The organism is Enterococcus dongliensis, assembly GCF_031927985.1.
GTDB classification, from domain to species: Bacteria; Bacillota; Bacilli; order Lactobacillales; family Enterococcaceae; genus Enterococcus_A; species Enterococcus_A dongliensis.
Map to the genome: position 1 here is coordinate 181269 of NZ_JARPZC010000004.1, position 20216 is coordinate 201484.

The following is a 20216-nucleotide window of genomic DNA, read 5'->3' on the forward strand; positions in this document are numbered from 1 at the left end:
GCTCCTTTTTTATTTATAATAGCGGCGCACCAGCTTTTCAGGTGGCACACCTAATAAATAAAGTAACTTGATTTTATGCATTTTTAAATGGGTTCGAATCTTTCCTTTACGAAATCGTCGACTGGAAGTCGTAATCGTTATCGGCAGTTGATAAAATTTTCCTTGTTTCCATAATTTGCGACTGAAACGCCAATCTTCCATAAGCGGGATTTCTTCAAAGCCGCCTGTCTTCTCATATTGTTGGCGTGTAGTAAATAATCCTTGATCTCCAAAAATCAACCCCAGAAAGCGGGCACGTAAATTAGAAGTTTTTGCTAAATAACGATAAAAAAAATCTTGTGAATCAAAAACTAATTGAAAATATCCCGCACTATAACGTGGATCTTTTAGACTATCTTGAATCTGTCTCAATCCTTGTCGATAATCTGCTAGTTTACTATCACTATGTAAAAACCATAAAATATCTCCACTGCTTTTTTCAGCACCCAGCTTCAATTGTGCCCCGCGATTTGCTTGTTTTAATTGATAAACTGCAGCAAATTTTGATGCAATTGCAACGGTTTGATCTTGACTTCCCCCGTCAACTACAATGATCTCAAAAGATATTGGATCTTCGATTTGTTTTAATTCTTGCAATAAATTTGCAAGCTTTTCTTCTTCATTCAAGACTGGAATAATAATTGAGATCATCGCTTAATCACCTGCAAAGAGTCAATTACACGTAAACAGATCGATTCACCGGTTCTGACCTTTGTAGACAAGTTGGTAAATGTACAGCTTGTTTGGCCGATCCTAACTGTCACTTGTTGGCCGTTTGGTATCCATTCGCAACTTTCAACAAAAGCCGGAATCCCTTGTTCAACGACTACTATTTCCATCCCATAAGGAATAAAAAGCAAGACTTCCCCTACTAGATGTTTAGGATTTTTTACCCTCAACTCAAAACTATCTGTTTGAAACAAGTTAGCAGAAACGATGCCGGGAATAAAATTAGTTTCACCGATTGCTTCAGCAACCTTTCGATTTTCTGGATAAAAATAAATTTCTTGCGGTCTGCCAATCTGTTGGATAGTCCCATCTAATAAAATAATCATTCGATCTGCTAAATGAAAAGCTTCCTCGCGATCATGAGTGACCAAAATAATACTGAATCGATACGTTTCTTGTAGTTTTTGTAGGTACGCACGCATAGAACGCGTAAGAGAATCATCCAAATTGGCAAAAGGCTCATCCAATAATAGCAATTTAGGTTCTAATACAAGTGCACGAGCCAATGCGACCCGCTGCTTTTGCCCACCAGATAATTGATCTGGAAAATGGCGCTCAAGACCTTTCAAATCAAATACTTCCATTATTTTTGCTGTTTTCTGCTTGATCTCTTTAGTTAAAAATTTGCGGGATTTTAAACCAAAAGCAATATTTTCAACTACATTCATATGTGGGAAAAGCCAAAAATCTTGAAAAACTAATACGGTGTCTTTTTGAGTGAATGTATCAGAGAAAGAAAGCATCTGCTTATCCACTGGCTGAATTCCTGCGATCATTTTGAGCAAACTAGTTTTACCGACTCCTGATGGACCAAAAAGCGCAATGATTTCGCCTTCCTTCACATCAAAAGATAAATCATGGAAAATTTCTTTTTTCCCATAATTCAATCGTAAATTTTTAACGCTTAGTCCCACGCTGTATTCCTCCTATTGCTTTTTTAAAAATAAATACTCCCACCATCGTACAGCCTAAAAAGACCAAACTATAAGATGAAGCTAAACCAAACCGACCGTTATTAGCATACGGCAACAATAATAGCGGTAGTGTCACGATACGCCCGCCGCCAATAAAAAAAGTTGGTAGATATTGGCTAAAAGACACAATAAAAACTAGCGAAGCTGCTGCCGTCAGTCCCGGCCTTAACAATGGCCAAGTGATCTGCCAAAAGATCGACCACGGCTTGGCGCCTAAACTTTGCGCCGTCAAACTATATCCTTCTCCCAATTGACGATAACTTTCTAATAAAATCTGCAAGGCATATGGCAGACATAAATAGGTATGGATTAAGATAATTCCGCCAAAGGTTCCCGTTAGATGCAGTTGTAAAAACAACACTTGACTAGAAGTAATAACTGCAATGGCAGGTAAAATCAATGGCAAATAAATGATTACTTCAATGAGGCGTTGTGAGATAGTTCTCTGAAAAGCAAAATATCTTGCTGCTGGTACAGCAATCAAAAGACTTGTGATGGTAGTGGCCGATGCGATGACAAAACTGTTCAGACTAGCCGGTAAAAAATTCGGCTCATTGCTCATCTGCTGAAAGATAGAAATCCCCATCTCTTGCGGCCAAACATTTGGATATAACCATTTTTTACTAAAAGACCATAATACTAGCAAAATCAGTGGAAATAATACAAGCCCGGCGGAGATTCCTACTAAAAAAGAACTTTTTTTTGATGAGGCATTCATGTTGTTCTTCTCCCCCCTGGCAAGAAATAACTGATAGTCAAAGCAAGCAGCGTTACTGCTAAACAAATTCCTGATATCACTAGATTTAAAGCAAAGGCTTGTGGTCGAGTGGTCAGATCAGCTTGTGAAAATAAATCATAGGCTGTCAACGCAACGGTTTGATTACTGGGATTTCCTAATAGATAAGGGACTTCAAAAGAGGCAAAGGTAAAACAAAAAAGAATAATGAACAAGGTAAATAATGTCTTTTGTATCATTGGCAGAATGACTGAAAAAAAGATTCGTGTATTGGAAGCGCCTAAATTTTTAGCAACTTCTATGTACCCTAACTGCAATTGTTGCAAGATTGCCAAAGTAGTCACTGCAACATAAGGAATCTCTTTATAAAGAAAAACAAGGATAATCCCAAAACCGGTAGAATCATGGATCAGCAAAGGAAATTGATCGATCTCATGGATGATGCCTAATTGAAAAAAAAGACGGGAAATAATCCCAGATTGACTGATCAATTGTATAACCATCAGCGCTACAATAATATGTGGCAGCGAAATTGGTAAACTAATTATTTTATGGAGCCAAGAAATATTTACTTTTAATAGAAGAAATGCCAAAATAACTCCAAACAATAATGACAAAAAAGTCGCTACCAGAGCTAAATAGCAGCTGTAAATTAGCGACTTTTGAAAAAAAGGATCTGTTAGCACTTGTTGATAATTGGCCAAAGTAATATCTTGTAAGCCAATTATAGGGTAATACCCTAAACTAATCTGTAGTCCCTTAAACAGCGCAGCAAAAATTACCACGCTGTTTAAAATCAGAAACGGAACTACTGCTAATTTTTTTTTATTCATGTAAAACATGCTCTTTCCATAACGCTTCGATCATTGGAATCTTCTCTGCTTGGAGTTCAGGTATTTGTTTTTCTTGCATTTCTTCTAGTGAAAGAACTCCTTGATTTTTATAAAGATCATTCAATGCTTGATTAGTTTTTTCTGACAATTTTTTTGTATCAAACGGTGGAATACTGTAGCCATATTTTGCTTCGGCTTTTTTTAATTGCGCAGATTCACTAGTCATCTCATTGATCAAAACTAATGCGGCAGCTTTTGTCTTTGATGTATTGGCAATCGCTAAATAATTTTGATTGGCAATCGTTCCTTTATCAAAAAGAAATGATTCCGCCGTTGCACTGAATTCGTTGTCACTGCGTTTTTCAGCTACATGCATTTGCGAATAGCTATAACTCATATCGATCTGTCCTGCAGCAAACATCTGATCCAATTCAGCTGGTGTTGTCGGATAGGTCGTTCCTTCTTGCCATAAATACGGTTTGATCTCATTTAAATAATCCAGACCGGGTTTGATCACTTTATACAAATCCTCTTTATTTGCTGCAGCTTTTTCTACTTTATCATAGCCCACAATATCACAGATAACATTGCGGATAAAAGCACTACCGGTAAATTCTGGCGGAGCTGTATAAGTAATTTTTCCAGGATTTGCTTTTGCATATTCAAGCAAGGCTTGAGTATCTGTAGGAAAACCTGCTTTGAACTTGTCTTTGTTTCCTGCAAAAACTAGTTGTGCACTTCCATAGGGTACTTCATACCCATCGATTTTGACACCAAAATCATAATTTGAATTATGCCCTTCCACGTCCATCAGCTTATCAAAACTTTCAATTTTATTTGTGATAGGACCATAAAGCAATTTCGCTTGTTTCGCTGTATAAAAGTTTTCACCATTAATCCAAACAACATCGATATCGCCTTTTTTAGTACCGGCTTCTTTTTCTGTAGTCAACTTGTTTAAGATTTGATCAATATCCATTGGAACACGTTTGACTGTAATATCATATTTTTCTTTCATCGCTGGTGTAATGACTTCATCAACCCAAGCATTGGCTTTTTCATCACCGCCATAACCATAAAAGGTCACCGTATCCCCTTTACTTTTTTTCACAGCTTCAGAAAAATTACTAATAGATTCTGTTGAGGTTGTTTCTTTTTTTTCACTGGTTTTGCAAGCAGCTAAAGAAAAGAGCATCCCTGCTGTCAGCATACCGATTAACCATTTTTTCATTATTTTTCCCCTATACTTTTGTTACGATTTTTTTTGATTGGTAACGATTCTTCCATGCCCGTACTGGATTTGCTAATGGATGGGCAGGGCTGCTATCTTCTTTATAAATAACATCTCCAAAGATCAAATCCAATAAATGCCACGCCTGTCCACCGCCAAGAATCATTGCTGACGTACAGCTGGCGCAATAAGTCACGATATGATCCGTTTTGAAATCTTGGACCCGTTTTTCAGCAAACTCTTTTGCTAGCGGCGGGTTCGAAACACCGCACATACCACCCATTCCACAACACAAGGTATTTTTTCCTGATAAACGATTCCGTGCAACCTGATACCCGAGTTGTTCCAACAAATAGCGCACCGCTTGATGGATCTCTGTCATCTCTTTTGTCGGGCAAGAATCTTGAATCGAAAAGATGACATCACTGTCTTTAGCTTTTCCTATCGCTTCTTCAGGCAACCCTAATTCTGCCATCTTGACCCATAAAGAAGAAGTAGGAAATTGATTTTGGATTGTCATCGTTTTGATACAGCCTTGACACGCAACAATCAATTCATCGATTTCTGCCTGATGGACTTGATCTGTCAAGTGGGCAAATCGTTCTTGGAATAATTGTTCTTGTCCGATCATACGTGTCGGTTTCCCACAACAACCTTGAATTACCGCTAGATCCGGATAATAACCTTTTAAGTAGTCAATAATTTGGGCAACTTGTTTTGGACTGCTCGAACTCAATGAGCACCCCGCCATAAAACCATAGCTCATTTTTTCTCTCCTCGATTCACTGCAGTAAAAAGTTTACTTGTTGAAAGTTTCTGGTGCAACACTACACTTTTCAGCTCTTTCAATGGTAAGCCTTCTTTGATAAGATCGCGACGCATAGCTAGAAATGCCTCATCCAATTTTAACTGTAACGGGCAGACCACACTGCACCGTCCGCATAACATACATGAATAAGGAACAATTGGTTCTAGATCTTCTTCTAAAAATTGCTGAAATAATTTTTGCGGATCTTGACAATATCGCTGTAAAAAAAGACAATCCTTCATACAACGTTTACAACTCGTACAATTTTCTGCAATCAATTGCGCCATTTCGATCGTTTTTTCCGAGTATTCCATCAGAGTGACTGACTCCTTTTTAGAAAAACATTCATCAATTGCAACAAACAGCCGACACCTAAGATTCCACTAATCAAATAGTAGATGGGTGTGGCGGTTACTGGAACCAGTCCTTGCCAAATGAGAAAAGTAATTCCCATTATCATCAATAAGACAGTTTCCCAGCTTCTTTTTCTGATAATTAAAAAAACAGCGATCACCACTAACAAGAGCGGCAGTAAAAACAACTTACTGCCGACCATGCTAGTTTCAATTTTATGAGAATAAAAAGAGACATTCCGCATAAACCCTAAATGATTTTTGTATAAATCATCCATTAAATACATCGCATAGATTAATCCCACTTGTAGAACATGGAAGAAATAACGAAGTATTTTCATTAGTCTAGGATTTCCAATTTATCTTTGTCTCTTGGGTCACCAATTTGAACAGGATATTTGCTTGGGTCTTTTTGATGTGCTTTATCCCAGTCATACCAACCACCATCAAATAATTTTACATCTTTCCAACCTTCTTGTTTCGTGATAAAGAAAGTTGTCGCTGCACGCCAACCAGTCCCACAGTAGAATGCGACTTCTTTGTCAGGTGTGATTCCCCATTTTGCCCAATCAGCAAAAATTTTAGTTGGTTCCTTGACTGTTCCATCACTATTTACTAAACGAGCCACATCAGCACTAGTTTTGCTAGCTTTTGCATAAACGGCCCCTTCAGGTTCACCAGCATTTTTGATGTAATCATATCCACTTGTTTTACCAGTAAATTCTTTCCATGAACGAACGCTTGCAAGTACTAAATCAGGATTTTTTTCTTTGGCAGCCACTACATCAGCAGAGGTTGAGATCAAACTTTCTGGACGCCCTGGAACTTCTGCACCAAAATCTGTGGCAGCTTTTGCTTTTTCAGTTCCTTTTTCAACTTTGTAGTCTGCTTTTTCCCATGCAGCTAACCCGCCGTCTAAAATTTTCACTTGATCAACACCTAACCAATAAGCAACAAATGCCATACGTGCTGCAGCATTGATATCACTTGAGTATACAACGACAGGTGTTGTTTTTGTGACACCACGTTTTAAGAAAACTTCTTTACATGTTTCAGCATCTAAGATGTTCCAGTTGTTTTCTTCTGTTTCAATCTCCATTGTATCAACATGGAATGCTCCTGGGACATGGGCTTTTTTATACTCTTTCCCTTCGCCGTAAGACGCTTCAATCACGACAGTTTTATCGTCATTCTTCATTTGTTTTTTCAACCATTTGGCATCAACGAAAAAATCATCTGCTTTGATGTCTTTGCTTTTAACTAATCGTTGTACCTTTGTTGATTTATCTGCTGCGTGAACTTCCTCTGTTCTTGAATAAACTACTAACGCTGTTAATAATAAACAACTGATTACTGCCATTATTTTTTTCATCTTATTGCTCCTCAAATGTTTTTGTTTTCACTTAAACTGTTTTTAGCAGCAACAAAGACCTCTTTTGAACACAACAAAAAAACATACTTATTTAGTATGTTTCCTCCTGACAATATTTTTTTACGTACTAAATAACCTGTTTAACAGGTTGCAAAAAAAGTCGATTGGAGGAAAGGTGATTGTTCTACTCGCTCAGAAACTCTAAGCAATGCTTGACTTCATAGTCACCGTTGATAGTTTTTAAGCATGAGAACACCTCCTCCATTCCAATTTTGAAACCGGAATCTTTTACCTACCGAGTATAGCGAACCCTCATTCATTTATCAAGAGGATTCAGCTAAAAAGAACATAAAATTTCTTTGTGAAAAAATGTTTTTGTTGAGAATTTTCTTTCTGATTGAACCAATACCTATCAATAAAAAAGCTGTCTTTGTTTAATGTTTAGCAAAAAAAGCGATGAAGAGTTGGACAAATACAAGAAGAGTGATTGCACAAGAACTATTTATCTTTCTGCCTTTTATCTGTTTTTATAAATAGTAGCTTTTAGTCTTTTTACGTGATACGATTTTATTAGAAAAAAAAGGGAGGTCTCATTATGCTGGATAAATCAGTACCCTATATCCCGTTTACTATGTTCCGCTCATCAAATGCACCTTTGTTACCAAAAATCCAGTTACCAGAGGGCTATCGTCTGGTTTTTTATCAGCCAGGAGATGAAAAAGATTGGTGCCGAATCGAGACAGCTGTTTTAGAATTTGATACAGAACAAGCAGCTGCTGATTATTTCCAACGATCTTTTATGCCATATCAAGAAGAGCTGATGCGCCGAATGCTCTTTATTGAAAATGCTCAGGGAAAAAAAGTGGCCACCTTTACCGCTTGGTGGACAGAAGAAAATGATCCCCGGCTGCATTGGTTAGCCGTATTACCTGAAGAACAAAAAAAAGGACTAGCTAAGGCTTTAGCGATTCGTGTCACTGAACTACTTCATATTTATTACCCTGATCAAGATCTTTATTTGAGTACACAAACTTGGAGCCATCATGCAGTAAAACTATATAGACAATTGGATTATGAAATTCTTCAAAATCAAAACTACCAAAAGATAATAGATATCTTAGCGGCGGTTAATTGATTTTACTGCAAAAAAATTACTAAGCCCCCTTGATGACATGAACAACTAAGTCTATCTCATCAAGGGGGCTTATTTGAATTTTTCAGTATTGAATTATCATCTCTTACCAAAATTCAGCGATAAATTTTTTTCGTCGCTCAGCATTTTTTTGGTAGTTCTCTGGATTTCGTTGATAGTATTCTTGATGTTCCGTTTCTGCTGGATAAAAGACACTGGCAGGCTCAATTTGCGTCACGATTGGTTGATCGAAACGTCCGCTAGTTTGTAAATCTGCACGACTTTTTTCAGCTATTTTCTTTTGTAACTCATCAAAATAATAAATAACTGGACGATAACTGCTGCCTCGATCTTCAAACTGACCAAAAGCATCAGTTGGATCTGTTTGTTGCCAATAAATCTCTACTAATTCACGATAAGAGATCAATGTTGGATCAAAAATAATCTCAACTGCTTCAGTATGCCCTGTTTTTCCGCTTTTTACTTCTAAATAGGTGGGATTTTCCGTTGATCCGCCAGTATAACCAGATATCACTGATTCGATTCCAGGCAGACTGTCAAAAGGTTTGACCATACACCAAAAACAACCGCCTGCAAAAATTGCTCGTTCCATTTTATCACCTGTTCTTTCTACTCATTTACTGGGACAACTGAGCCGCCCCACTCTTTCTCAATCCAGTCTTGGACTTTTTTCTCATGCAACACTGCTACAATCTTTTTAATGTCTTTATTTGATTTATTGCTGGTTTTCGTTGCAACGATATTTATATAAGGAGAATCATTTTGTTCAATCATTAATGAATCTTTTACTGGATTCAGACCTTTTTCATAAGCAAAATTAGAATTAATCGCAACAAGATCTCCTTCATTGTTTTCATAAGCAGATGTCAACAATGTTGGATCCACACTATGTTCAAATACTAAATTCTTTGGATTTTCTGTAATATCCTCAAAGGTTGCTTTATCAATTGCTACACCGGATTTTATTTTAATCAAGTTGTTTTTTACAAAAATATTCAATACTCGGCCCCACTCGGAAGGGACATTGGAGACAATGACTTTCGCTCCATCTGAGATGTCACTGACTTTTTTAATTTTATGTGAATAGATTCCCATCGGTTCTAAATGGATGGCACCCACGTTTGAAAATTTATAGCCGTTTTCTTTCTTTTGCAGATTGAAGTAAGGGACTGTTGAAAAATAGTTGGCATCAATCTCACCATCATCTAATGCCTTATTGGGCAACACATAATCATCAAATTTTACAACTTCCAAATCAATTCCTTTTTTCTTCAACTCCGGTTTGATGTGTTCCAAGATCTCAGCATGAGGCGTTGGGGATGCACCAATTTTTATTTTATCCACCTTTTCTGTCGAGCCAGATCCACAAGCTGCTAAAAAGGTGATACAACCTAAAATCAATAAAGTTAAACTAAATTTTTTCATATTAGACACACTCCTAAATATTTTTGACAAATAAAAAAAATATCCATCCCTTTACTTACCAGTTCACTGATAAATAAAGGGACGAATATTTTCGCGTTACCACCCTTATTCGTATCATCCTCACAGATGACACCTCAACGGTACAATTATACCCGGCAATATAACGGTCGCTTCCCGTTCAATTTGCGTGAACAAACTGAATGCTCAGAGCTCATCTTCACTGATTTTCCACGATCCCTCTTTTCACCTGCCGAGGGTCTCTTTGATCGTTTCATGATCACTTACTCTTCTCTTCGTAGCACAACTATTGAATAAAGTTATTCTAATATAAATAAAATCAATATGCAATCAAAAAAACTCGATTTTTTCATTTAATGTTAGGCTATTGGTTTCATGAAAAAATTACTGATAGCGATGTGAAATATACTCCATGAAAATATTTCTAAATGATTAAGTGTTTTTTTATGCATGGATAACCCATTTGCTACTCAAACAATGTATAATAAAATTATAGCTAATTGTTTTTTTATAATTAATTTACTAATAAATAAATCCTAGAGATCCATGAAATTATTTTTTGTTCTAAATATCTTCGTTCATGTTTTTTATTTTTTATAGGAGTGTGATTCTTTGGAAAAAACCAATCAGGCACTACTTTCTACAAAATTTATCTTTATTTTTTTACTGACCTATGCCTCATCCATCACAATAGCTGCCTTTTTTTTAGCCAGTCCCCAGACACTTTTTTTAGGGATGCGACAAATCATTGCTTCGCCTAGTAATCTGATTACTGATTATGTTCATATCGCTGGTGTAGGTCCTGCTTTTTTAAATAGTGGACTTTTGACATTGAGCAGTCTTTTTCTCTTACGCAAGCATAGACATCATTTTTGTTCGCTGACGGTTTCTGTGATCATGATGCTTTCTGGATTTTCCTTCTTCGGGAAAAATATTATAAATTCCGCGCCGATTATTATCGGCTGCCTAGTCTACTTACGAATCCATCACTCCAAACGTCAGGATTTATTAGTAATGGGACTGTTAGGGACTTGTCTTTCACCGATTGTCAGCACTATTTATTGTACACCGAGCTCCTTCAATAAACTTATCGCTTTAGCTATCGGGCTGTTGATTGGTTATACGATTTTACCGATCTTTGAATTTTTGAAAGGTCACACAAAGGAATTAAACCTCTATAATATGGGCTTTTCTGCAGGTGTCGTCGGCATAGTCGGAAATTTGACTACACGAAATGTACTTGCAATCAAAATGGTCCCTCACGCACTTTCTTTCGAGCATCATCATTTTTTACTATTTTTTTTAATCGTCTTATTTACGATCCCACTCTTGGTGTTTCTGAATTTTTACAACAAGCGGCGACTTTACTCAAAACATTTGCTTTTAGATTTGAGAAAAATTTTTCGCTTTTCACTGTATGGTTTTCTTGGAGTGAGCATTACGCTTATTTTGAATGTTCCTCTTAGCGGTATCTTAGTCGGAGCTATTTTAACTTTTGCGGGATTTAGTATGTATAATTTTAAATTTCATTACTTTTTGTTCCCCGCATTAGGCGTATTATTGACGGCACAATTCATCTATCAAGATCTTGCTACTACTAATAGTATTTTTATCTTTCTTTTTGCCAGCACCCTCTCACCGATGACACGTAAGTATGGGTTATTAGCTGGCACGATGGCTGGATTAATCTTTTCATTGATTACTCGAAACACTCACCCCTTAACTGCTGGGATTAATTTATATAATTGTGGTTTTTCTGGTGGTGTCACGGTTTTACTGTTAGATTTTATCCGCGCTTTATTTTATCGCAATTTTCAGCTCAAACAATTTTGTCAAAAGAACTATCACCAGCTTATTTTCTTTGAAAAGTCGCTACTCACCAAATTTCAGCTTATCTACCGAACTTTTTTTCTTAAATGTATAAAAAATAAAGAAAGACACACTAAAAAATTCGATCAATATTAATCAAACATTTCAACCAAAACAGCGTACCGCTACTAGCAGTACGCTGTTTTTTATCTATTGCCGCCAATTTCATTAACAACGGTTGTCTTCTTGTAAAACTTGAAGAGCTAACTCATTCAAATAGTGAAAATGCGGAGTAAATTGCGGGACAAAACAAAAATTTTCGACTGCCAGTTCCGTGATTGTCTTTTTATCATGTATCAACACACTCAGTAGATTTAGATCTTGTAATAAATATTCCTTACTGACCAACTGTGCCCCAATGATTTCTAAGGTGTCTTTTTGATAAATCAGTTTCACTTTTGCCGTTTTTTGTTGTGCTACATAAGTTGGTGTCAAACATATTTTTGCTTGGACTGATTGGACATTCATGTCTAGAAACGGTGCTTCTTCTTCAGTCACTCCTACCGACCCCAAAAAATAGTCCATAATTTTAGTTGCGCTCACTTTGTTCTTTCGATCAAAAGAAGTCGGATGACCGATCAATGTCAGAGCAGCTGCACGAGCCATATGCACTGCACGTGTGACTAGCGGCATAAATACATGCATTGTTTCCGAATAAGAAATTGGGACAATATCACCAATTGCATAAATATCTGGCTCACTTGTTTGTAAATAATCATCAACAACGACTGTATCATCGTCATTTAACGCAACTTTATCTCGCAAAAATTCTGTATTTGGTTGTGCCTGTGAGGGGAAGATCACTGTGTCCGCAGTGATTGTTTTAGACAGCAAACAAATTTTTTCTACCTGATTATTGTTTTTCTGATAATCAATCAAAAATTCATTCGGATAAAAATAAATTCCTTGAGTTGCTAAAGCTTGTTGGACTTCTTCAATCATATTCGTATCAAAGTAGCGAGAAAGAATCATCGGCATATTATCCACTAAATGAACTTTTCGTCCAGTTTTAGCCAAGACATTGGCTAATTCCAGCCCAATATACCCCGCACCAAAGATCGCAACTTCTTGCGCTTTTTCAAGTGAATCCAACACTCGTTGAGATTCTTCCAAGCCTTTATACGTAAAGGCATTTTCTGCATCGATCAATATCTTGATATTGGTCGGAGAAGAACCCATAGCAAGAATCAATTTATCATAGAATAAAATTTCTTCTTGCTCTTTTTTTAAAATCAGCTGATGGTTCGTTGGATCGATATCCGTCACCTCATACTCGGTCATTAATTTCACACCTAGATCAATTAAAGGCTGTACATCCGTCGTCACTTCTGTCAGCTCGTGGATAATCTCTTGAAAATGCAGATTGATCCCACTAGAAATATAACCTAACGCATGCATTGGTTTTCTATCGATCAAAAAAATCTCATTGTCATTTGCTAAACTGCATAAACTCTTCGCAGCCGCGATACCTCCATGAGATGCCCCAATAATCACGATTTTCATAGTCTCATCCTCAAATTATTTTTCTGCAAATAACTTTCTCGCAACACTTCATTTAAATAGGGGAAATCAAAGTCGTATTCATTGCTCAACATTACAAATACCCGTGCATTCTCTTGCCGCGGATATTCTTTGAGCTGGCTTGCCAAAATAACGTCGTATTGCTTATTCTTATCGTATTTAGTTAGATTAATTTTAAATGTCGTGGACACTTGTTCTCTAATGATATCAATCACTATATCTGCCATGACTCGTTCATATGGAAAATCGCACGCGACATTTAAACAAGGTTCCACTTCTTTGAAAATTCGTTGTAAGATCGACGCATAGCGCACAAATAATTCAAAACGACTATTTTGATTATCAAATTCTGACTGGTTCAAAATATCAAGTGAACGTGTCGTCAATGTCTCGCACAAATTCAGTAATCTTTTATCTTGAATTTTTTCAACACGTTTGTTTAATCCTTGATGACCAAAAATATTGACCCATCCCCGAAAATAAATCAGACGGCTATGATTTTGGATCAAGGTCAGAGAGATTTCTTCAGCAAAACGTTCTGAAAAAGAATACAGATAAAAGGTTTCATCCAAGATAGATTTAAATGCTTGATTTAAATGAACGACCCGATCATCTCTTAGTTTTTCATGCAACAGTTTATCAACATGATTATTTTGAATATCCAATGTAAAATTACAGATCATAAAAAGATAAAAAATCAATGTTTCATTTTGGTTCCAAATAAACGCATGTTGAATAAAAAAACGGGCTAAAATTTTTTGTAACGATAATAAAAAAGTATTACTTTCAAAAAAACTGTTGGGCAGATTCGTATAATCTGGTGTAATTCTTTTTAATACACGTAACCGTTTCTTTGTGATAGACAGCCATAATTTAAATTTTATTTGCCCATCTTCAGTAAATGGAAAATCAAATTCTTTTTTCATCAATCCCAACAAGATATCACTAGTCGGATCATTGAACTCATTAAGATTCACTAGGTAGGGACGGCCAAACCACAGTAATTGAAAATAGAAATAGCGGATTTGACTCTCTGAACCAAGTAATTTTCCATTTTTTATTTGTAAATGAAATTCAGCTAATAAAGTATTCAGCTCTCTGATTCGTCGAGTAAATGTAGCAGGACTAAGGCCTAATGAATCTAACAATTTTTGCCGTTCGAGAGTGCCATACGCTAAAAGATGCATCAAAATTTGATATTTGACAGCATCCTTTAAATACGAATAATACACATCCGTCATTGACAGATTACCTAATCGTTGCAGAAATATTTTCCCATTTTCGGTATCAAGAACTAACTGATCAGTGAATTTTACTAAGTTTAATTTTAATAAGGAAAGATCCTCTTTAAACGTCGCCCGATCGACTGATAGCTGAACAAGGGCCTCATTTATAGAAAGCTCGCTTTGTTCCAACAAAAGTTGAAAAATTCTGATTTGACGTTGCTCATTCTTCTCAAGTAAACTGAATAATTCCAAGTTTGCTCTCCTCCTAATATCAGTTCATTTCAGTAGCCGATATTGGCAAACGTCCTCAGAAAATCCTTTCTAATTTGTCAGCGATTTCAATGAATTTTCTGACAATTGGAAAAGAAAAAGAACTTCAACTCAAAAATAGACTTTTTGGGTCGAAGTACGCATAGAAAGTAATCCTTACCTACTTTTTTACTTCACTGGGCCTGTTGATAATTCCCAAGTAATAACTCCCTGGTAAGTTTGGTCTGCCTGAGTATACGTGCTACCATTTACTTCTAACAGTAGCCCATCACTATCAGGAAAGTCAACAGGAATATCCCCTTTTTTCGTCCCATCATTTTGATAGATCAATGCATTAGTTTCTGTGATAGGAAGTTTTTCCCCACCGTGATTGAAATAGACACTCGCCCCATTTAATTCTTTTCCTGCTGCAGTTTTGAAAGTAGTTGACAGTCGTCCTGTCAGTTGCCACGCAGCATCAGTACTCGGCAACCGTGTATCTTTTACATCAAATGAAAAATCTCCCTTTGCTTTATAACTCATCGCTTGAGTCGGGACTGGAAGATTATTGCCAAAAGTAAAATCATCCGGTACATCGATCAATGATAACTCTTGTTTAGGTATATTGATCAGATGAGCTGTTGTGCTCACTTTAGCAATCGGCAGCTTGGTGTTGTCAGTTAACACGATATTTCCTGACAACATATCAGGTTTTGTTGGTAATTGAACATCATTTACTGATGTATCAATCACATTTATCTTATATTTATAGGTGACCGTTAGTTTATCCCCAACTTTTGCTAGAAATTGTGCCGGTATACTGATTCCAGTTTGAAGGCTCTCATCTGGAATTACCGTTCCATTCAATGTTAGACTGCCTTTTTCATAGGTCACATTTCCCGGCAGCGCAACGTTTACTTTCATATCTGCTAAAGAATCGCCAATTTTATCAAGAGTAAATGTACTTGTTTCTTGAATACTATCACCTGCTAAAGCAGTCAATGGCTCGCCTGTCTCTGGTGTACGGCTAAGATTTTTCAAATTGCTCGTCTGTGAAATATTTGGAAAGTTTGCAACCGTTATTTCTTTTAAACTAGTCACTCCCGTTTGCTCAGACTGCCACTTGTACGCAAGCTCTGGATATGCCTTTGAAAGCACATCATCAACTAATTTGATATCAAAATAATATTGACCAGATGGAAGTACGGGCAATGTTGTCACAGCAGTATTCGTACTTCCGTTATTTGCTGTGATTGATTGAAACAGCCTGTCTTCATACGTACCAACTAATTGTTGGGTTGCTTTTTTATACAAACGATAATGGATTGATCCGGTTGTCAAAGCATTTGCTTTCCAAGTAGCCTCCACCGGATAACTCTTACTTGGCAACGGTTTCCCCCATTGACTATCCGAGTTGTTTAATTTAGTCGGTGTGATCGTTCCATCTACAACATATTTTTCAAGTACATTCATGGTGACTGGTGACAAAGCTGTTCCACCAGAATCGTTCCCACTATAGACAATTGGCATCTGTTGATTTAACCCGCTCGTTTTGATTGGCGTGTGGGTTAAAGTTGAACCGGCTGTTTCATTTTTTCCAGTGAAATAATTGACCACCCGATCAAATCGATTTACAGGCAACTGCGTAAAACTTCCTTCTGATAGATTCATCGTTAAGGTTCGATTATTCGTCGTCCCAGGAAGATTTTTATTGTTGCCATCGACATATTCGGTTGAATCATTGATACTGTTGTACTTACTCGTCGTATCCCAAGGTGAGACGTAACTGTTCCAAGAATTGATTGTTGTAGAAGATGTTTTGGCATAAGCCGTTGGATTTAATTTCCCATTTGTTAGCTTAGGGTAGAAACGTCCGCCAGCATACCAGATTGGCCATATTTGATAAGAATCTTGAACAACATTATTTGAATCATAAAAATCCACCGAAAAATCAACTTTCTTACTAATCGCTGGCTGAAGTTTCCCAGTTGTCAAAATTTTTCCTGGACTAGTATCAAATCGATCCCCATCTGCTGTCATTTTAGCAACATCAATCGTAATATTAAATTTAATCGGGATATCACCTGTATTAAACCCTGGTTGTGTAATAATTCCTAGTACAGTATTGAGCATACCCAGCATACCAGAATGTTCCCAAGAACCCAGACCAAAACGGAGGGTATGATTCCCAGCTGATGTTAACGAACCCGAATCCAATTTTATATTAGAGCCGCTAATATTTAAAGAAGCAGTATTCCAATCAATTGATCTTAATACTTCAGCACTTGTTACTTGTTTTGGTAGATTGATAATTGCGACAAAGGCAAAGCCTTGTGCTGTGATATCTAGAGCATCAAATACCGGATTACTAGTTAACTTTACATGACTTTCCCAATGAAAATCAATTGTTCCACCCTTCCAAGGATCATTTGAACCATCATTTTTATACGTAACATTCAATTTAGGTAACTGATTAGCTCCGGTAAGTTGTTCAATCTTTCCACCCTTAATAGAGCCGTTATCTCTAGCGGGAGTGATATTTTCATAAGTATCTGGATCATACGCAATCACTGGCGGTGTTGCACCAACAGCATCTACTTGTTTAGCTAATCCAAAAGTCCCCATTCCAACAATGACTAACAAAAGAACTATATGAAGAAGACTAGCTGGATGTATTTTTTTGTTCATCGTCTTCTTCCTCCTTCTTTCTTTTCCAAACAATGATCAAACCTCAGAAAATCAATTCGCCACCAATCAGTGAAAGCAAATAGTTCATCGGTTTATCATTGGTTTGAGGGAACATTTTATTGCTATTAGCAGTTGCTTGAAGTTGATTTTTCGTCGCTCCCATACTCATATCACTTGTAGGCGGATTTGGTTTTGGGACCGGACTAGGGTCGTAAAAGGTGATCGTTGTCGTGCTGTCTACACTTTCACTAGCATACACCGGCTGCCAACCTGCAAACAGTAGGCAAACGACTAATCCTCCTTTTAACAATATTTTTTTCAATCAAATCACCTCATTTTACTTCGGTTCTTCTTTTTTACGGCGCTTTAAGAAAACGAGCAAAACAATCAGTAACAGGACAGCAATCACACCTAAAATAATATAAATCCAAGGGAAGCTCTTTTCTTCCACTGCAAAAACAGAATTATTATTGACTTTTTGAGCTTCTTCTTTTTTAATCGTAAAGTTTTGTGTGAAATGCCATTCATGTTCCTCACCAGACTTTGCCACAATATCAGCACGATAATTCCCTGGCTTTGCTCGTTCCCCAGCTAAATCAAGATTCAAATGGAAATTTGAGTTTGGTGCGACTAGAAATTTATTAGAGGTATTCTCAATATATAGTTGATCTTCATAATAGATTTTACTGGTGAAAATCAAATTGCTGATAATTGTTGGTTGTGGATTTTGAAAAAATAATTGAACTGTCGGACTAGCATTTACAGCGACTAGATCTCCTGATAAAAGTTTTAAATCTGGATTTACTGGTTCCTGATTTTCTTGTAAAACAATTGCGAGATTATAGGCAATTCGATTTTTTATTTGTACGCCTGTTTCTTTAGCAGATTTTTTTCTTCCTCTTCTTTAGGAACCACGTGAATTCCGCCAAGTACACGACCAACAAATGGCTCAGCAGGAATTGCTAGTGTGATTGGAATCGTTATTTCTGATTTTGCGGCAACTGTGTATTCTGTCTGATCAAGCGTAATCGCTTTTCGTATATCAAAAGGCAAAGTTTTATCTAAGCGTGGTTTTTCTTGCCCGTAATCAATCGTCCCTCCATCACTAGTTACAGCTGGATTGACGGATACTTCAAAAATTCGTTCTTTATCTGCCGCATTCGTAAGAGTGACTTCGATAGTTTGCTCTTGCTTAGGCGTCACTAATAAATCAAAATAACCGATTGCTTTATCTAATTGATTCTCAGGAAAAACTGGCTTCACACCAAAATCTCCTGGAGTATCAGCGGCATGACTGGAAGTTGGGAATACAAATAAAATACCTAAAAAAGCAATTAAAGCTATGAACAATCGCTTCCTTTGATTCACTATTGATCACTATCCTTTCAAAAAGAGAGCAAGAACACTCCTGCTCTCCATAATTTTTAAATCATTTCTCTATGGTGTTGGTGTCCCATCTGGTCCAGCAGTCAGATCCCAAGTTAAGTCAGCAGTAAATGTTCCAACAGCAGCCTCAGGAACAGTCAAAGAGATATTCGCAGGATCATAAACCGATAACCAAGTTCCTAACCCTTGATCTTTATCCGCAGAGAAAATCGATGTTGCTCCGCTAGCCATAGACAAGTTTTCTATTTCTGCGCTTGCTGGCTTAGCTGAGGTATTTTCTGGTACGGTTTTAATTTCAGATGCACCAAAATTCAATTCGGCACCTTCTAATATTTGATTGTCTTTTTTAAAATCAGATACTTTAACCGTCACATTCCAACCTTGAGCTTGACCGTCTGTACCTACTCCACGACGGTCAGAAACTTGCAAATATGGTGTAGCATTTTTACTTCCATCAACCGTATAAGTTTGTGTTCCGTTTCCAATTTCATGCGTCCCAAATGGTAGAGTAGGGACAACATCTAGTGACAATGGTCCAGATTGACCAGTTCCTGGATTTGCTGGATCAGCCGGTTCAACTGGTTTTGTTGGATCTGTTGGTTTAACTGGATCAACAGGTCCAGTTGGTTCTGTAAAAGTAATATCTCCTTTTGAAGTTGCTGTTCCTACCGCAAGTGCTGGAGTTACAGCAAAGCTACTAAGCAAAACTGTCGAAAGTAACATTGCGCCGATAATTTTGTTTTTCATAATAATCACTCCTTTATTCTTATGAACTTATTATAGATGTAAAGGCTATCAAAAAATCATCATCTTTTCTCCTATGAATGAGACTTTTTGATCCTAAATCAAACAAAAATAAGAAACTCATACATTCGTTACAGTATTTATCGTATTTTTTATACCTATAAAACTTCCATTCATCGTTCTAATGGTTCCATCATGGAATTTGTGTGTTACTTTGTATTTCATTCACTTACATCTCTTTTAAAATTCATTTAATATTCTCCGCTGAGCACCTTAACTTGCAGAGATACTGCTTTGCATATTAATAGCGCGGAATCGATAAACGAATTAATGCCTAAGCTTATATGAAGTTTTCTTAGGCATGGATGTTTAACTTGTACTTTACAGAATGATTGATGATTTCTTCAAGTTTATCCATTTGAGTTCTCCTTAATTGGCTAAATTAGCAACTAGTTCCATTTTAGAGACTATTCAATTCTTGCTTTAATTTTGCCAGATCCTACTCAGGGTATCGCCTATCTTCTTACCGCTTTGATATAAATTTTTGATTGTTGCCGTCTAAGTTCTTATTAATAACAGCAGTTTTTCAAATTTTAATATGTGTTTTATTTATTTTTTCTTCCTTTACTAGTTGTAAGATAAAATAAGCTGCTTCCATCACTTATTTTGCACATTCTTGATATCTTTTAATGGTATAATTGTCTTAAAAATGGGGAGATTCAAAATGAAAAAATGCTGATTATAGCTCTTTTGAAAATGTTTTGAACTATTTTTATTTGATATAATCTTCTTATCTGTGAGTAGGCTGCTAAAATACTGATAAAGAAAGCTACCTTGATGAGCGCAATTATGAAAGCGTTTG

The 20216-nt window shown here is 36.7% G+C and carries 18 protein-coding genes, 1 pseudogene and 1 other annotated feature; of the genes and pseudogenes, 2 read left to right on the forward strand and 17 right to left on the reverse strand.

Features of this window, described 5'->3' with window-relative positions; all coding sequences use genetic code 11:
* Positions 1-9 precede the first annotated feature (9 nt).
* From P7D84_RS05085 to P7D84_RS05125, 9 genes are read right to left on the reverse strand one after another with little or no spacing between them, the layout of a single operon-like run.
* Entirely contained in the window at positions 10-690 is a 681-nt protein-coding gene (locus P7D84_RS05085; protein WP_137603206.1) for a TIGR04283 family arsenosugar biosynthesis glycosyltransferase, read from the reverse strand.
* Positions 687-1682 (reverse strand): ABC transporter ATP-binding protein, encoded by a 996-nt coding sequence (locus tag P7D84_RS05090; RefSeq protein WP_311805347.1) that lies wholly within the window; start codon positions 1680-1682, stop codon positions 687-689. Before P7D84_RS05090 ends, P7D84_RS05085 begins: the two co-directional genes overlap by 4 nt.
* Entirely contained in the window at positions 1666-2460 is a 795-nt protein-coding gene (locus P7D84_RS05095) for an ABC transporter permease (protein ID WP_311805348.1), read from the reverse strand. The genes P7D84_RS05090 and P7D84_RS05095 overlap by 17 nt, the downstream gene beginning before the upstream one ends.
* Positions 2457-3311, reverse strand: coding sequence for an ABC transporter permease (locus P7D84_RS05100; protein ID WP_137603209.1), 855 nt, complete (start codon positions 3309-3311; stop codon positions 2457-2459). The genes P7D84_RS05095 and P7D84_RS05100 overlap by 4 nt, the downstream gene beginning before the upstream one ends.
* Positions 3304-4542 carry an ABC transporter substrate-binding protein gene (locus P7D84_RS05105; RefSeq protein ID WP_311805349.1) on the reverse strand — a complete coding sequence of 413 codons (1239 nt, stop codon included), beginning with the start codon at positions 4540-4542 and terminating at the stop codon, positions 3304-3306. Before P7D84_RS05105 ends, P7D84_RS05100 begins: the two co-directional genes overlap by 8 nt.
* Before the next feature lie 10 nt (positions 4543-4552).
* Positions 4553-5308 (reverse strand): heterodisulfide reductase-related iron-sulfur binding cluster, encoded by a 756-nt coding sequence (locus tag P7D84_RS05110; protein ID WP_311805351.1) that lies wholly within the window; start codon positions 5306-5308, stop codon positions 4553-4555.
* On the reverse strand, positions 5305-5664 hold the full coding sequence (locus P7D84_RS05115) for a 4Fe-4S dicluster domain-containing protein (RefSeq protein WP_311805353.1): 360 nt from the start codon (positions 5662-5664) through the stop codon (positions 5305-5307). The genes P7D84_RS05110 and P7D84_RS05115 overlap by 4 nt, the downstream gene beginning before the upstream one ends.
* Positions 5664-6044, reverse strand: coding sequence for a hypothetical protein (locus tag P7D84_RS05120; RefSeq protein WP_137603213.1), 381 nt, complete (start codon positions 6042-6044; stop codon positions 5664-5666). Before P7D84_RS05120 ends, P7D84_RS05115 begins: the two co-directional genes overlap by 1 nt.
* Complete coding sequence (locus P7D84_RS05125) at positions 6044-7075, reverse strand: sulfurtransferase (RefSeq protein ID WP_311805355.1); 1032 nt, start codon at positions 7073-7075, stop codon at positions 6044-6046. Before P7D84_RS05125 ends, P7D84_RS05120 begins: the two co-directional genes overlap by 1 nt.
* Positions 7076-7670: 595 nt before the next feature.
* Here P7D84_RS05125 and P7D84_RS05130 point away from each other — a divergent pair.
* Complete coding sequence (locus tag P7D84_RS05130; protein ID WP_311805356.1) at positions 7671-8210, forward strand: GNAT family N-acetyltransferase; 540 nt, start codon at positions 7671-7673, stop codon at positions 8208-8210.
* Between the two features lie 103 nt (positions 8211-8313).
* On the opposite strand, the gene msrA is transcribed toward P7D84_RS05130, so the two are convergent.
* The gene (gene msrA / locus P7D84_RS05135; RefSeq protein ID WP_311801121.1) at positions 8314-8820 is read right to left on the reverse strand and encodes a peptide-methionine (S)-S-oxide reductase MsrA; all 507 of its coding nucleotides are present in this window, start codon (positions 8818-8820) and stop codon (positions 8314-8316) included.
* A 17-nt stretch (positions 8821-8837) separates the two neighbouring features.
* Complete coding sequence (locus tag P7D84_RS05140) at positions 8838-9653, reverse strand: MetQ/NlpA family ABC transporter substrate-binding protein (RefSeq protein WP_311805358.1); 816 nt, start codon at positions 9651-9653, stop codon at positions 8838-8840.
* Positions 9654-9727: 74 nt separating this feature from the next.
* Positions 9728-9959, reverse strand: a binding site (T-box leader).
* 324 nt (positions 9960-10283) lie between these two features.
* Between P7D84_RS05140 and P7D84_RS05145 the strand changes: the two genes are divergently transcribed.
* A complete protein-coding gene (locus P7D84_RS05145; RefSeq protein ID WP_311805359.1) occupies positions 10284-11636 on the forward strand; it encodes a DUF1576 domain-containing protein in 1353 nt (450 codons plus the stop codon).
* Positions 11637-11708: 72 nt separating this feature from the next.
* Here the strand turns inward: P7D84_RS05145 and P7D84_RS05150 are convergent, their stop codons facing one another.
* The 6 genes and pseudogenes from P7D84_RS05150 to P7D84_RS05175 form a co-directional block, all read right to left on the reverse strand.
* On the reverse strand, positions 11709-13043 hold the full coding sequence (locus P7D84_RS05150; protein ID WP_311805360.1) for an FAD-dependent oxidoreductase: 1335 nt from the start codon (positions 13041-13043) through the stop codon (positions 11709-11711).
* On the reverse strand, positions 13040-14539 hold the full coding sequence (locus tag P7D84_RS05155; protein WP_311805362.1) for an AcpB/EbpR/MafR family transcriptional regulator: 1500 nt from the start codon (positions 14537-14539) through the stop codon (positions 13040-13042). The genes P7D84_RS05150 and P7D84_RS05155 overlap by 4 nt, the downstream gene beginning before the upstream one ends.
* 186 nt (positions 14540-14725) lie before the next feature.
* Positions 14726-17161: a WxL domain-containing protein gene (locus P7D84_RS05160; protein WP_311805385.1), complete on the reverse strand. Its 2436-nt coding sequence runs from the start codon at positions 17159-17161 to the stop codon at positions 14726-14728.
* A 106-nt stretch (positions 17162-17267) separates the two neighbouring features.
* Positions 17268-17546, reverse strand: a complete 279-nt coding sequence (locus P7D84_RS05165; protein WP_311805364.1) for an EF2685/EF0750 family sortase-dependent surface protein — start codon at positions 17544-17546, stop codon at positions 17268-17270.
* 15 nt (positions 17547-17561) lie between these two features.
* A pseudogene (locus P7D84_RS05170) lies at positions 17562-18592 on the reverse strand (WxLIP family cell surface protein).
* A 69-nt stretch (positions 18593-18661) separates the two neighbouring features.
* Positions 18662-19357: a WxL domain-containing protein gene (locus P7D84_RS05175; RefSeq protein WP_311805366.1), complete on the reverse strand. Its 696-nt coding sequence runs from the start codon at positions 19355-19357 to the stop codon at positions 18662-18664.
* Positions 19358-20216: the final 859 nt, after the last annotated feature.

Coding starts and splice junctions, on each gene's coding strand:
- P7D84_RS05150 (WP_311805360.1), bottom strand. CDS start 13,043: ATGAAAATCGTGATTATTGGGGCATCTCATGGAGGTATCGCGGCTGCG.
- P7D84_RS05095 (WP_311805348.1), bottom strand. CDS start 2,460: ATGAATGCCTCATCAAAAAAAAGTTCTTTTTTAGTAGGAATCTCCGCC.
- P7D84_RS05110 (WP_311805351.1), bottom strand. CDS start 5,308: ATGAGCTATGGTTTTATGGCGGGGTGCTCATTGAGTTCGAGCAGTCCA.
- P7D84_RS05140 (WP_311805358.1), bottom strand. CDS start 9,653: ATGAAAAAATTTAGTTTAACTTTATTGATTTTAGGTTGTATCACCTTT.
- P7D84_RS05115 (WP_311805353.1), bottom strand. CDS start 5,664: ATGGAATACTCGGAAAAAACGATCGAAATGGCGCAATTGATTGCAGAA.
- P7D84_RS05160 (WP_311805385.1), bottom strand. CDS start 17,161: ATGGGGACTTTTGGATTAGCTAAACAAGTAGATGCTGTTGGTGCAACA.
- P7D84_RS05105 (WP_311805349.1), bottom strand. CDS start 4,542: ATGAAAAAATGGTTAATCGGTATGCTGACAGCAGGGATGCTCTTTTCT.
- P7D84_RS05085 (WP_137603206.1), bottom strand. CDS start 690: ATGATCTCAATTATTATTCCAGTCTTGAATGAAGAAGAAAAGCTTGCA.
- P7D84_RS05175 (WP_311805366.1), bottom strand. CDS start 19,357: ATGAAAAACAAAATTATCGGCGCAATGTTACTTTCGACAGTTTTGCTT.
- P7D84_RS05130 (WP_311805356.1), top strand. CDS start 7,671: ATGCTGGATAAATCAGTACCCTATATCCCGTTTACTATGTTCCGCTCA.
- P7D84_RS05100 (WP_137603209.1), bottom strand. CDS start 3,311: ATGAATAAAAAAAAATTAGCAGTAGTTCCGTTTCTGATTTTAAACAGC.
- msrA (WP_311801121.1), bottom strand. CDS start 8,820: ATGGAACGAGCAATTTTTGCAGGCGGTTGTTTTTGGTGTATGGTCAAA.
- P7D84_RS05125 (WP_311805355.1), bottom strand. CDS start 7,075: ATGAAAAAAATAATGGCAGTAATCAGTTGTTTATTATTAACAGCGTTA.
- P7D84_RS05120 (WP_137603213.1), bottom strand. CDS start 6,044: ATGAAAATACTTCGTTATTTCTTCCATGTTCTACAAGTGGGATTAATC.